The sequence below is a fragment of the Pseudarthrobacter sp. ATCC 49987 genome, assembly GCF_009928425.1.
GTDB lineage: Bacteria > Actinomycetota > Actinomycetes > Actinomycetales > Micrococcaceae > Arthrobacter.
This window is the reverse complement of record NZ_JAABNS010000001.1, coordinates 3,492,376-3,506,178: the sequence shown is the minus strand read 5'-3', so window position 1 is coordinate 3,506,178 and position 13,803 is coordinate 3,492,376. Positions and strand designations below refer to the sequence as shown.

Here is a 13,803-nt window from a genome sequence, read left to right as displayed (position 1 = left end):
AACACAAGACGAAGCTCAGCACACTTATGGTTCAGGGAGAGGCGATGATGGCCAAGCGAAGCAACCCGGCAATCAAGATTGCCCAGCAGTCAGCTCACAATGCGATGTTCGACGCCCAGGGCAAGCCCAAGCCGGGCGTCCACAACGTGCTCCTGCGGGCCGTTGAAGTCCAGCGCCCGCTGGTCCTGGCGAACCTCCGCCGGCTCCAGCGAAAGCATCCGCACGCCACCGCGGAGCAGCTCGCCGCCAGGCTGGAACGGGACTACCTCATGGCTGTCACCGGCGGCGGCGCGCTCGTCGGTGGTGCCGCCGTGATTCCCGGCGTCGGGACCGCCGCCGCCCTGGGCCTCTCGGCCGCCGCGACCGTTGGTTTCCTCGAGGCCACCGCACTCTTCTCCACCTCCCTCGCCGAACTCCACGGTGTGCGGCTGGTGGACCCGGAGAAGGCCAGCACCCTGGTCATGGCGATCATGCTGGGCGAGGAAGGCACCGCCCTGTTGAGCTCGCTGAGCGGGCAGACGGCCGGGCAGGGCAGGGGCCCCACCCAGGCCTGGGGCTCCCTCTTCGCCCGCCGGGTTCCGCTGGCCGGCTTCGGCTCGGTGCGGGAACGGATCCAGACGATGTTCCTGCGGACCCTGCTGAAACAGCAGGGGACGGCCCTGCTGGGCCGGGCGCTGCCGTTCGGCATCGGCGCCGTCGTGGGCGGCGTGGGCAACCGGATGATGGGCCGCGCCGTCGTCGCGAACGCCAAAGAAGCGTTCGGCCCGATGCCGCTCGTCATTCCCGGCGAACTCGGGGGCACCGCGGAACCCGACGCCCCGGTAGCCGTGCAGAGCGCAGCGGTGCGGCACCCGGCCAGCACGGCCGATACGGCCAACACGGCCGGCAAGGACGAATCAGCGAAGAATGGCGGCACGTTTTGGATCTGAACGCTGACTTGGGCGAGTCCTTCGGGACCTGGACCATGGGCGACGACGCGGCGATGTTTCCGCTGGTCACAAGCGCCAGCGTGGCCTGCGGGCTGCACGCAGGGGACCCCGTGACCATGCTGGACACCTGCCGGGCCGCCTACGAGCTCGACGTCCGGGTGGGCGCGCACCTGGGCTACCCGGACCTCGCCGGCTTCGGTCTCCGGGCCATGGACATCACGTTCGATGACCTCTTCGGCGCCGTGCTGTACCAGCTCGGCGCCCTGGACGGGGTGGCACACGCCGTCGGCGCCTCGGTGGACTACGTCAAGCTGCACGGGGCGCTCTACGACCGGACAGTGCGCGACGCCGAGCAGGCCTCCGCGGTGGTCGCCGCCATCCAGGCCTACGATCCGGGACTTCCCGTCCTGGGTTTCCCGGGCTCCGCCCTCCTCGGCATCGCCCAGGAGGCCGGCCACCCGGTCTTCGCCGAGGCCTTCGCCGACCGCGCCTACCTGCCGGACGGGACCCTCATGCCGCGCTCGCAGGACGGTGCAATGCTGGACGACGTCGGCCGGATCGCCGAACGGGCCGTGCGCCTGGCCACGAAGGGCGAAGTCGAGGCCGTGGACGGCACCGTGCTCCGGCTCGAACCGCACTCCCTGTGCATCCACGGCGACACCCCAGGGTCCGTCGCCACGGCGGCCGCGGTCCGGGCGGCCCTCGAAAGCGCGGGCGTGGAACTGGAGAGCTTCGCCTGAGCCCGGTCGAGCCTGCCCCGCGGCCGGCTCCCGCTGGTTCTTCCTGAAGGGAACTGCCCAGTGCCGCATGGCCCTATCGGGGCCCGGGTGCGGCCCCTAGCTTGGGGGCATGACTGCCGGAGACCCTGCGGGGTTAGATGGACCCGCCTCGGACGCAATGTTGAAGCTGGGCCGATTTTTCACGAAATGGGACCAGACCGACGACGGCAGGGCGGTGTTCCGGGAGGGGGGCCGCAAGGGTGACATCTTCTACCGGGACCGGTGGAGCCACGACAAGGTGGTCCGCTCCACCCACGGGGTGAACTGCACCGGTTCCTGCTCCTGGAAGGTGTACGTCAAAGACGGCATCATCACGTGGGAATCCCAGCAGACGGACTACCCCTCGGTGGGCCCGGACAGCCCGGAATACGAACCGAGAGGCTGCCCCCGCGGGGCGGCCTTTTCCTGGTACACCTACTCGCCCACCCGTGTCCGCTTCCCCTACGCACGGGGCGTCCTCGTCGAGATGTACCGCGAGGCCAAAGCCCGGCTGGGCGACCCGGCGCTGGCCTTTGCCGACGTCGTCGGGGACCCGGAACGGCGCCGCCGCTACCAGCAGGCACGCGGCAAAGGCGGCCTGGTGCGGGTGTCCTGGCAGGAAGCGATCGAGATCGCGGCCGCCGCGCACGTCAACACGATCAAGACCTACGGCCCGGACCGCTGCGCCGGTTTCTCGCCGATCCCGGCGATGTCCATGGTCTCGCACGCGGTCGGGACCCGGTTCATCCAGCTGATCGGCGGGGTGATGACGTCCTTCTACGACTGGTACGCGGACCTGCCCGTGGCCAGCCCGCAGGTGTTCGGGGACCAGACCGACGTCCCGGAATCCGGCGACTGGTGGGACGCCGGCTACCTCATGATGTGGGGCTCCAACGTTCCCGTCACCCGGACCCCGGATGCGCACTGGATGGCCGAGGTGCGGTACCGCGGCACCAAGGTGGTCACGGTCAGCCCGGACTACGCGGACAACACGAAGTTCGCCGACGAATGGCTGCCAGCGCAGGCCGGAACCGACGCCGCACTGGCCATGGGCCACGTCATGCTGAAGGAGTTCTTCGTCGAGCGCGAGGTCCCGTTTTTCTCCGATTACGTCCGCCAGTACACCGACCTGCCGTTCCTGGTCCGGCTCGAACGGCGCGACGACGGCTCGCTCACCCCGTCGAAGTTCCTCACCGCCAAGGACCTCCCGGCCGAGTCCCTGGCCGAGGACGCGGCCTTCCGCACCGTCCTGTTCGACAAGAAGACCAGACGCCCGGCCGTCCCCAACGGCTCCATGGGATTCCGCTACTCCGGCAGCGGCGAGGGCAAATGGAACCTGGACCTCGAGGGGATCGAACCGGCGCTGTCCCTCATGGAAGTCTCCGGGGCGAGCGCCGAGATCCAGCTGCCCTGCTTCGAGGAGGCGGACGGCACCGGCAGCGTGCTCCGGCGCGGGGTGCCGGTCATCGAGGTGGAGGGCCAGTTGGTCACCACCGTCTTCGACCTCATGCTGGCCCAGTACGGCGTAGGCCGCGAAGGGCTTCCGGGGGGTGGGCCGCCGGATATGACGACGCCACGACGCCGTACACCCCGGCCTGGCAGGAGGAGATTACGTCCGTTCCCGCGCAGGCCTGCATCCGGGTGGCGCGGGAATTCGCCCGGAACGCCGAGGAGTCCAAGGGACGCTCCATGATCATCATGGGCGCCGGGATCTGCCAGTGGTTCCACGGCGACACCACCTACCGGGCGGTCCTGGCCCTCGTGATGCTGACCGGCTGCATGGGCCGCAACGGCGGCGGCTGGGCGCACTATGTCGGCCAGGAAAAGACCCGCCCCGCCACCGGCTGGGTGTCGCTGGCGAACGCGCTGGACTGGGCACGGCCGCCGCGGACCATGATCGGCACCGGCTACTGGTACATGCACACGGACCAGTGGCGGCAGGACGGCTACTCCGCGGATGCGCTGAAATCCCCGCTGTCCACCGGGGCCCTGGACGGCATGCACACCGCGGACGCGCTGGCCCAGTCCGCCCGGCTCGGCTGGATGCCGTTCTACCCGCAGTTCGACCGCAACCCGCTGGACCTCGCGGACGAGGCCGAAGCCGCCGTCGCCGCCGGAACCGCCACGGACACCCCCAGCTACATCGCGGACGCGCTCAAGAACCGCACCCTGAACCCGGCGATCGAGGACGTGGACGCCCCGGAAAACTGGCCGCGGACCCTCGTGCTGTGGCGCTCCAACCTGTTCGGCTCCTCCGCCAAGGGCAACGAGTACTTCCTGAGGAACCTGCTGGGCACCCACAACAATGTCCTGGGCAAGGACCACGCCGAAGGGCTCAAACCCCGGGACGTGAAATGGCACGAGCAGGCGCCGGAAGGAAAACTGGACCTGCTGGTCTCCGCCGACTTCCGGATGACCTCCACCACTCTGCTGTCCGACGTCGTGTTCCCGGCCGCCACCTGGTACGAGAAGCACGACCTGTCCTCCACTGACATGCACCCCTTTGTGCACGCTTTCACCCCGGCGATCGACCCGCCGTGGGAGACCAAAACCGACTTCGACATGTTCCACCTGCTGGCCCAGGAGTTCTCCCGGCAGGCCAGGACCCACCTGGGCGTCCGCCGGGACCTCGTCAGCGTGCCGCTGCAGCACGACACCCCCGGCCAGCTCGCCCAGCCCGGCGGGATCGTGCGGGACTGGCGGGACACGGCCATCCCCGCGGTGCCCGGGCAGAACATGCCCATTTTTTCGGTGGTGGAGCGGGACTACACGGCCATCGCGGACAAGCTGGCCGCCGTCGGGCCGCTGGCCGACAAGCTGGGCTTCACGGTCAAGAACGTCACCTACAAACTCGCCGGCCCGCTGGACCGGCTCAGCCGCTCCAACGGCGTGATGCTCGGCGGCGCCGCGGACGGCCGCCCGGCGATCGACACCGACGCGAAGATGGCGGAGGCCATCCTGGCGTTCTCCGGCACCACCAACGGTGCGCTGTCCGTGCAGGGGTTCAAGGACCTGGAAGTCCGCACGGGACGGAAACTGGCGGACCTCTCCGAGGGTTCCGAGGAGAAGTTCATCACCTTCGCCCAGACCCAGGCCGGCCCGGTCCCGGTGATCACCTCGCCGGAATGGTCCGGCTCCGAGACGGGCGGCCGGCGCTACGCCCCCTTCACCATTAACGTGGAGCGGCTCAAACCGTGGCACACCCTGACCGGGCGGATGCACTTCTTCCTCGACCACGACTGGATGATCGACATCGGCGAGGCGCTGCCGATCTACCGGCCGCCGCTGGACATGCACCGCCTGTTCGGCGAACCCAAACTCGGCCAGGACGGCCAGCTGGAGGTGGTGGTCCGGTACCTGACGCCGCACTCCAAATGGTCCATCCACTCCGAATACCAGGACAACCTGCTGATGCTCTCGCTGTCCCGCGGCGGGCCGACGGTCTGGATGAGCCCCGCCGACGCGGAGTCCATCCAGGTCAAGGACAACGACTGGGTGGAATGCCTGAACATCAACGGCGTGCTGGTGGCCCGGGCCATCGTCAGCCACCGGATGCCGGCCGGCGTGGTCTACGTCCACCACGCGCAGGAGCGCACCATCGACGTGCCGAAGTCCGAGGCCACCGGGCGGCGGGGCGGGATCCATAACTCCGTGACCCGGCTGCTGGTCAAACCGTCGCACCTGATCGGCGCCTACGCCCAGCTGGCCTACGCGTTCAACTACCTTGGCCCCACCGGAAACCAGCGCGACATGGTGGCCACCGTCCGCCGTCGTTCCCAGGAGGTGCAGTACTGATGCGTGTAATGGCTCAAATGGGCATGGTCATGAACCTGGACAAATGCATCGGCTGCCACACCTGTTCCGTGACCTGCAAGCAGGCCTGGACCAACCGTGCGGGCACCGAATACGTCTGGTTCAACAACGTCGAAACCCGCCCCGGGCAGGGGTATCCGCGCCGCTACGAGGACCAGGACAAGTGGCAGGGCGGCTGGGTGCTGAACAAGCGCGGCAAACTGGTCCTCAAGGCCGGAGGCCGGGTCAAGAAGCTCTTCGGGATCTTCGCCAGCCCGGTCCAGCCCAAGCTCAAGGACTACTACGAGCCGTGGACCTACGACTACAAGACGCTCGTGGACGCACCGCTGGGCGACGATTTCCCGGTGGCCCGGCCCAAGTCCCTCATCACCGGCGAGGACACCAAGATCACCTGGTCCGCGAACTGGGACGATGACCTGGGCGGCTCCACCGAGTACGGCCATCTGGACCCGATCGTGGAGAAGGTCCGGCGCGAATCAGAGGACAAGATCAAGTTCGCCTACGAGCAGACGTTTATGTTCTACCTGCCGCGGATCTGCGAGCACTGCCTCAACCCCTCCTGCATGGCCTCCTGCCCCTCCGGCGCGATCTACAAGCGGGTGGAGGACGGGATCGTCCTGGTGGACCAGGACAAATGCCGCGGCTGGCGGCAGTGCGTCACCGGCTGCCCGTACAAAAAAATCTACTTCAACCACAAGACCGGCAAGGCCGAGAAGTGCACCTTCTGCTACCCGCGGGTGGAGGTGGGACTGCCGACGGTCTGCTCGGAGACCTGCGTGGGCCGGCTGCGGTACCTGGGGCTGTTCCTGTACGACGCCGACGCCGTCACCGCGGCTGCCGCCGTCACCGACCCGCAGGAACTCTACGACGCCCAGATGGAGGTCCTGCTGGACCCGAACGACCCCGCCGTCCAGGCCGACGCCCGGGCCCAGGGCATCCCGGAGGACTGGATCGACGCCGCCCGGCGCTCGCCCGTCTACGCCCTCGCCAAGGTCTACAAGGTGGCACTGCCGCTGCACCCCGAATACCGGACCATGCCGATGGTCTGGTACGTTCCGCCACTCTCACCCGTGGTGGACCTGCTGCGGGACCAGGGGCACGACGGCGAGGACGCCGGCAACCTCTTCGGCGCCATCGACGCGCTCCGCATCCCGGTGGAATACCTCGCGGAACTCTTCACAGCCGGCGACGCGGACCGGGTCACGGCCGTGCTGAAGAAACTCGCCGCCATGCGCTCCTACATGCGCGGCATCAGCATGGGCAACGACCCGGACGACTCCATCCCCGAGGCCGTGGGCATGGACGGACAGACCATGTACGGGATGTACCGGCTGATGGCGATCGCGAAGTACGAGGAGCGCTACGTGATCCCCAAGGCCCATGTGGAACAGGCCCACGACCTCGAGGAGATGGGATGCTCGCTGGACTTCGAGGGCGGGCCCGGCATGCAGGATTCCTCCCCGTTCGGCGAGGCCAGCGGCAGGCCCGTTCCCGTGGCGGTGGAGACCTTCAACGCCCTGCGGGACCGGCAGACCTCCGGCTCCGCGCCCGGCGAAACCACCCTCCGGGGCCGGGTGAACCTCCTGAACTGGGACGGCACGGGGGCGCCTTCCGGGCTCTTTCCGGATAAACCCAACCCGCCGCAGGAGGAGCAACCGTGAGCCGGCGCGAGCAGGTTGTCTACCTCGCGGCGGCCTGGTGCCTGTCCTACCCGGACGAGGAACTGATCAGCAGGGTGCCGCTGATGCGCGCCGCGCTGGGCGAGTTCCCCGGCGCCGTCGCGGACTTCCAGGAGGTGCTGGATTCGCTTGAATCCACGCCGCAGATGGACAGCCAGGCCCATTACGTGCGCGAGTTCGACCTCGGCAAGCGCCATGCCCTGCACCTGTCCTATTGGACGGACGGGGACACCCGGCGCCGCGGCGAAGTGCTGGGCAACTTCAAGAAGGCCTACCGGCAGAGCGACATCCTGGTCGACACCCACGGGGAACTGCCCGACTACCTGCCGATGGTGCTGGAATACGCCGCCCGGGTGGACCTCGGGGCGGGCCGTGACCTGCTGACCCGTTTCCGCGCCAGCCTCGAGATGCTGCGTTTCGGGCTGCTCCGGGACGAGCTTCCACATGCCCTGATCCTGCAGGCCGTCTGCGCCACGCTGCCCGGGAAATCGCCGGCGGACGAGCAGGCCGTGATGCGGATGGCGGGCTACGGCCCGCCCACCGAAGCGGTGGGTCTGGACCCGTATGATCCGCGACTCCTGCCCGTGAAGGGGGCCTGACCATGCTGGCAACCGAAGCAGTGCCCGGCGCCGCCGTCGAACTTTCCGCCCTGGACATCGTGCTCTGGGGCGTCCTGCCCTACGTCATGGTCGTTGTGCTGGTGGGCGGGCTGGTCTGGCGCTACAAGTACGACCAGTTCGGCTGGACCACACGGTCCTCCCAGCTCTACGAATCCCGGCTGCTGCGGATCGCCTCGCCGCTGTTCCACTTCGGCCTGCTTGCCGTGATCGCCGGCCACTTTTTCGGCCTGGTCATCCCGATGGCGTGGACCCAGGCGGTGGGGATGAGCCAGGAGTTCTACCACTTCAACGCCCTGTTTGTGGGCGGGATCGCGGGGGTGGGGACCCTGGGCGGGATCCTCCTGCTGATCTACCGCCGCCGCACCACCGGGCCGGTCTTTATGGCCACCACCAAGAACGACAAGACCATGTACGTGGTGCTCACCGCAGCCATTGTGTTTGGCCTGTGGACCACCCTGGCCAGCGTTTTCGAGGGCGGGCACGGGCACAACTACCGCGAGACCGTCGCACCGTGGTTCCGGTCCCTGTTCATCTTCCAGCCGGATCTGGCGGCCATGGCGGCTGCGCCTTTTTCCTTCCACCTGCACACCCTGGTGGGCATGGCGCTTTTCGTGATCTGGCCCTTCACCCGGCTGGTCCACGCTTTCACCGCGCCGTTCCACTACCTCTTCCGCCCCTACATCGTTTACCGCTCGCGTGACAAGGACAGGGACGGCAGCAGGGCAGGTGCAGCGGCTGCGCGGTCCTCCGGCACCGCCGCCCGCCGGGGCTGGTCCGCCGTCGGCACCCGCGACCGGGACACGAGGAACCGTTGATGGCCGGATCCGCGCCCCTTCCTTCGGCCGCCCCCGCCGGGCGGACACTCAACCTCGTGCTCGCCACCTCGGCGTCGGTGGTCGGGTTCTGGGCCTGGAACTCCGTGGCCACCCTTGGCGCCTTCTACACGGTGAACCTTCAGCTGAATCCGGCCACCACCGGGGTGCTCGTGGCCATGCCGGTGTTCGTCGGCTCGCTGGGCAGGATCGTTGTCGGCACCCTGACGGACAAGTGCGGCGGCCGGGCGATGTTCACCTTTGTGCTGCTGGCCTCCATCCTGCCGATCCTGCTCGTGGCTGTCGGCGGCACCTTGCGCTCCTTCGCCCTGGTGCTGTCGGCCGGCCTGCTGCTGGGCGTCGCCGGAACCGTCTTCGCCGTCGGGATCCCCTTTGTCAGCGCCTGGTATGAGCCGTCCCGGCGCGGCTTCGCCACCGGCGTCTTCGGCGCCGGAATGGGCGGCACGGCGCTGGCCGCCTTCCTGAACCCGAGGCTGGTCGCGGCGATCGGCTACTTCCCCACTCATTTGCTGATCGCCGCGATCCTCGCGGGCATGGCGGCCCTGGTCTGGTTCCTGATGAAGGAAGCCCCCGGCTGGACGCGCAACAACCTCCCCGTCCTGCCCAAGCTGCTCGACGCCGCGAAGACCCCGGTGACCTGGAAGATGTGCTTCCTCTACGCCGTGGTCTTCGGTGGCTTCGTCTCCTTTGCCACCTACCTGCCCACCTACCTCCGCGACGTCTACAGCTTCGATCCGAGCGGCGCCGGGGCGCGCACCGCCGGTTTTGCGCTGGCTGCCGTGCTGGCGCGGCCGGTGGGCGGCGTGCTCGCGGACAGGTTCGGACCCAAACCCGTGGTGATCACCTCACTGACGGGCGTCGCGGTCCTCGCCTGGGCGGTCAACCTGCAACCCGACGGCGAAGTCCCCGCCGGCCTGACGTTCGTCGCCATGGCGGCGGCGCTGGGACTCGGGACGGGCGGAGTGTTCGCATGGGTGGGGGTGCTCGCCCCTGCCGGGAAAGTGGGCAGCATCAGCGGAGTTGTCAGCGCGGCCGGGGGACTGGGCGGCTACTTCCCGCCGCTGGTCATGGGAGCGACGTACGACGCCGCCACCCACAGCTACTCGATCGGGCTGACGCTGCTGGTGGTCACGACGCTCGCAGCGCTGGCTTTTACCATCTTTGCCATGCCGGGCAGGACGAAGGCCAAGGTCGCGGCCGCCTAGCCTGAGCTGCGGACCGTCGGACGGCTACCCGAAGGCCAGATGCGCCACCGTAAAGATCGCAAGCCCGGCGAGGGCGCCCACCACGGTGCCGTTGATCCGGATGAACTGCAGGTCCTTGCCGATCTGGAGTTCGATCTTCTCCGAGGTTTCCTCGGCATCCCAGCGGGCCACAGTATCGGTGATCACGCCCGCGATGTCCGAGCGGTACGTCTTCACGAGGTACCCGGCGGCGTCCCCGATCCACGTGTTGACCTTGCCGGCCAGTTCGGGGTCAACCACCAGCCGGGTGCCGAAGTCATGGACGGCGGCTTTGAACCTGACGGTCAACTCGCTGTGCGGATCGTCGACGGCGGACAGCAGCGCGGCCTTGATTGTCCCCCAGGTGCGGGACGCGAGCTCCCGGACCTCGGGATCGCCGAGGACCTGGGCCTTGATGCCCTCGGCCCGGGCGATCATCACCGGATCATGCTGCAGGTCCTGCGCGAGGTCTTTGAGGTACTTGTCGATCGACAGCCGGACCTGGTGCTGCGGGTCGGACTGCACGGCGCGGGTGAACTTCAGGATCTCCACGTAGACCTTGTCGCCGACGAGACCGTCCACGAACGACGGCACCCAGGTGGGGGAGCGGTCCGTGACCAACCTGTTGACCGTCTCCTGGTTGTCCCGCACCCAGTCAACAGTCCGGTCCACGAGCACGTCCACCAGGGCGTGGTGGTGGCCGTCGTCGAAGATCCGCTGGGCGACCCGGCCCACCGGGGGACCCCACGGCGGGGCGAGCAGATGCCGGCGGACCATGCCCTCGATCACGGCCTGGACGTCGTCATCGTTGAGCACCGTGAAGGCGCCGCGGATGACGGCGGCACCCTCCTTGGCGACCCGCTCCGCGCCGCCGGGTCCGGAGAGCCACGCGCCGGCCTTGCGGGCAATGTCAACAGAGGCCAGTTTGTCCTGGACCACCTTTTCGGAAAGGAAGTTGGTTTCCACGAATTCGCCCAGCGAGGCGCCGATCTGGTCCTTGCGCTGCGGAATGATGGCGGTGTGCGGGATCTTGAGTCCCATCGGGTACTTAAACAGGGCCGTTACCGCGAACCAGTCGGCGAGGGCGCCGACCATGCCGCCCTCGGCCGCAGCCCGGACGTATTCGAGCCAGGGGTACTGCTTCTGCAAGGCGAAGGCGACCACAAAAATGATGGCCATCAGGATCAGCAGCGAGAGTGCCAGCAGCTTCATCCGCCGCAGCGCGGAGGCTTTTTCGGCGTCGCTCGCGGCCACGGTCTGGCGGCGGGTGGGACCGCCTTTGGCGGAGGCTCCGGCGGGAGTTCCGGCGCCGTCGGGGCCCTCCGAACGGGTACTTGGCTCAGTGTTCACCTGCATGTGCCCAGCCTAGCCCCGCTTTGGCAGCGGCCATCGGCTAACGTGTCAGCATGACGACTGACGAGTCCGTTGCAGCCCGTCCGATGGTCTACGCGCACCGCGGTTCCAGCGCAGCGTTCGCCGAGCACACCCGGGCGGCCTACCTGCAGGCAATCGCCGACGGTGCAGACGGCGTGGAGTGCGATATCCACCTCACCCGGGACCAGCAGGCGGTGCTACTGCACGACGCCACCCTGGACCGCACGTCGGACGGCACCGGCCCGGTGGCGGACCGGACCCTCGAGGACCTCCGGCAGCTGGACTTCTCCTCCTGGAAGGGTGCCAGGATCCCGGACGAATACGGCGGCAGGTCCACCCAGCTGCTGACCCTCCCGGAGCTGCTGGACCTGCTGCAGGCAGCGGGCCGGGAGATCGGGCTGGCAATTGAGCTCAAACACCCCAGCCCTTTCCAGCTCAAGCTGGAGGACAGGGTCCTGGAAGTCCTCACAGCCGAAGGCTGGGATCCGGCGACGTCCCGGCTCGGCAACATCGCGGTGTCCTTCATGAGCTTCAGCCCGGACTCGGTGAAGCACCTGCTGAAAGCAGTCCCGTCCTCGGCCGTGTGCCAGCTCGTGGACGACGTCGACGTTGAGGAGATCCGCGAGGAACTCGGCCTCGGGGCGCTCACCGGCGGGGCGCTGGCCAACGTGATGAAGGCCGCGCAGACCGAAGCTGTGCGGATCCTGGACGACTGCGAGGCCGGGCTGGCCGGCCCGGGCATCAACTATGTCCGCGGGCATTCCCGGACCATCAGGCGCTGGCTCACTTCCGGCCGCCGTTTCCGGGTGTGGACCGTGGACTCGGAAAACGACGTTGCGCTGTGCCAGGAGCTCGGGATCCACGAGATCACCACGAACTGGCCGGCGCAGGTCCTCGCCCAGCTGTGGGCCGGGTCGCGGAGCCTCGGCTAGAGCGGGCCTCGGCACCCACGGCCTGCGGAGACGCCGTTTCAGGCCGCGAACTGGTACCACGCCGGCAGCGGGTCCACGGGCAGTTCCTGGTTGGGATCCGGGCCGGGATCCGGCGGCAGGCCCAGATCATTGTCCGGTGGCGGGTCCACGCCTGGTTTCATGTCTTCATCCGAGGGCTGTTCCCAGCCCAGGAGCCCGTTCGTTTCCAGGATGCCGGGTGGCCAGTGGGGTGGTTCCCAGTCCTGTTGCTCGCTGGGGTAGTGCCTTCCGGATGGTGAGGTCCAGCCGGGCGGTGCGTCTTTGCTGGCTCCGGCCGGTGTCCAGGCTGAGTTGTGTTTCAGGCCGTGGTGTTTGCGGCACGGCTGGCCGAGGTTGGAGATCCCGGTGGTGCCTCCGTCGGCCCAGGCCAGGAGGTGGTCGGCGTCGTTGTCCAGGGACTGGTTGTTGCAGCCCGGGAAGGGGCACTTCCCGTCGCGGAGCCGCAGCCACTGCCGCACTGCCTTCGGCACCCGGTAGCTGGACCGGCCGATTTCCAGCGGCGCCCCGTCCCGCGGGTCCACCAGGACCCGGTAGAAGGAGCCGGCGCCTTCGGCGACGAGGCGGCGGGCCATCGAGGGCGGGATCGGCCCGTACCCGTCCAGGACCGCCGGTTCCTCACCCGCGCCGAGCAGCGACAGGACCGGAACGGTGACCAGGACCTGCGCCCGCGGCGACGGCACACCCCCGCCTGCCACTTCGCCGTCGGCGAGTCCACTGCTCAGCAGCCAGGTCGCGGCGATGTCGGCGCGGAGCTGGGTGAGGGTCCGCACCTCGTCCGGGCCCTGGAGGGCGCGGGCGGCGGAAGTGGTCCGGTCCCAGATCCCCGCCGCGGTATCGGCCGGCAGGTACGCGGAGAACCAGGCCATCCCGTCGGAGTCCGGGCGGAACTCGACCCGCCGGTCCGCAACGCTCTTGGTGTGGCGTGACTCGATGCTCTCCCGGTGATGGCGTTCCCGCCAGGTACGGGCCTTGGCCCGGAACCGGGACGGGACAAGTTCCCCGGCCGGGCAGCCCCGGGCCGGGTCCGGTGCGGCCGGGTCCAGGAAGTGCGCTTCCAGCCCGGCCGCGCCGGCCGGGTCCAGGCCGGAGGTTTCGTCGACGATGATCCGGGCGTGCTGCCAGGAGATCGTCCCGTCCTGCAGGGCGGCCAGGGTCAGCGGCAGCGCCGCCGTCAGAGCCTGGCAGTCGGACAGGAAGGCACCTGCGGTCCGCTCGCTCATCGTCAGGACACACGCGACCTCCGCGACCTTGGCCATCTCCTGGCACTTGGCGTCGTGCGGTGCCACCGCCGGTGCCGCCATGGCATCGGTGGCCCGCAGATAGGTCGCGCCCAGCCGCACCTTCAACGCCGCGGCCCGCGCCTCCCACCGGGCGACCTCGGCCAGCCCGTCCAGGCAATCATCCGCCAGATCCCGCAACGGATCATCCCCCAACGGACCAGCATCCCGGCCGTCGCTGGCACCGGACGGACCACCGCCGTCAGCGCCGGCCCCAGTGACGGAATCCAGCACCGCAGTCAACACCCCGACGCCCGCCAGGGCCTCCCTGCCATCCGCGCTCCATGCTGCCGTGTTGTCCACACTCACATCAGATCACGAGGCAA

9 protein-coding genes and 1 pseudogene are annotated in these 13,803 nt (G+C 68.7%); 8 read left to right on the top strand and 2 right to left on the bottom strand.

Going from position 1 to position 13,803, the window contains the following annotated elements; translation table 11 throughout:
* Positions 1-47: 47 nt before the first annotated feature.
* The 7 genes and pseudogenes from GXK59_RS16195 (at position 48) to GXK59_RS16165 (ending at position 9,837) form a co-directional block, all read left to right on the top strand.
* Positions 48-929, top strand: coding sequence for a hypothetical protein (locus tag GXK59_RS16195; protein ID WP_160669225.1), 882 nt, complete (start codon positions 48-50; stop codon positions 927-929).
* Entirely contained in the window at positions 920-1,669 is a 750-nt protein-coding gene (locus GXK59_RS16190) for a LamB/YcsF family protein (RefSeq protein WP_160668314.1), read from the top strand. The genes GXK59_RS16195 and GXK59_RS16190 overlap by 10 nt, the downstream gene beginning before the upstream one ends.
* 109 nt (positions 1,670-1,778) lie before the next feature.
* Positions 1,779-5,482, top strand: a pseudogene (locus GXK59_RS16185) (nitrate reductase subunit alpha).
* The gene (narH, locus tag GXK59_RS16180) at positions 5,482-7,161 is read left to right on the top strand and encodes a nitrate reductase subunit beta (RefSeq protein ID WP_160668312.1); all 1,680 of its coding nucleotides are present in this window, start codon (positions 5,482-5,484) and stop codon (positions 7,159-7,161) included. The pseudogene GXK59_RS16185 and the gene narH overlap by 1 nt, the downstream one beginning before the upstream one ends.
* Positions 7,158-7,778, top strand: coding sequence for a nitrate reductase molybdenum cofactor assembly chaperone (gene narJ, locus GXK59_RS16175; protein ID WP_160668310.1), 621 nt, complete (start codon positions 7,158-7,160; stop codon positions 7,776-7,778). Before narH ends, narJ begins: the two co-directional genes overlap by 4 nt.
* A 2-nt stretch (positions 7,779-7,780) precedes the next feature.
* On the top strand, positions 7,781-8,614 hold the full coding sequence (gene narI / locus GXK59_RS16170) for a respiratory nitrate reductase subunit gamma (RefSeq protein ID WP_160668308.1): 834 nt from the start codon (positions 7,781-7,783) through the stop codon (positions 8,612-8,614).
* Positions 8,614-9,837 (top strand): MFS transporter, encoded by a 1,224-nt coding sequence (locus GXK59_RS16165; protein ID WP_160668306.1) that lies wholly within the window; start codon positions 8,614-8,616, stop codon positions 9,835-9,837. The genes narI and GXK59_RS16165 overlap by 1 nt, the downstream gene beginning before the upstream one ends.
* Positions 9,838-9,861: 24 nt before the next feature.
* On the opposite strand, the gene GXK59_RS16160 is transcribed toward GXK59_RS16165, so the two are convergent.
* Positions 9,862-11,211, bottom strand: a complete 1,350-nt coding sequence (locus GXK59_RS16160) for a DUF445 domain-containing protein (protein WP_160668305.1) — start codon at positions 11,209-11,211, stop codon at positions 9,862-9,864.
* A gap of 50 nt (positions 11,212-11,261) precedes the next feature.
* Between GXK59_RS16160 and GXK59_RS16155 the strand changes: the two genes are divergently transcribed.
* Positions 11,262-12,161, top strand: a complete 900-nt coding sequence (locus GXK59_RS16155; RefSeq protein ID WP_160668303.1) for a glycerophosphodiester phosphodiesterase — start codon at positions 11,262-11,264, stop codon at positions 12,159-12,161.
* Between the two features lie 38 nt (positions 12,162-12,199).
* On the opposite strand, the gene GXK59_RS16150 is transcribed toward GXK59_RS16155, so the two are convergent.
* Positions 12,200-13,780, bottom strand: coding sequence for an HNH endonuclease signature motif containing protein (locus tag GXK59_RS16150; protein ID WP_237393927.1), 1,581 nt, complete (start codon positions 13,778-13,780; stop codon positions 12,200-12,202).
* Positions 13,781-13,803 lie beyond the last annotated feature (23 nt).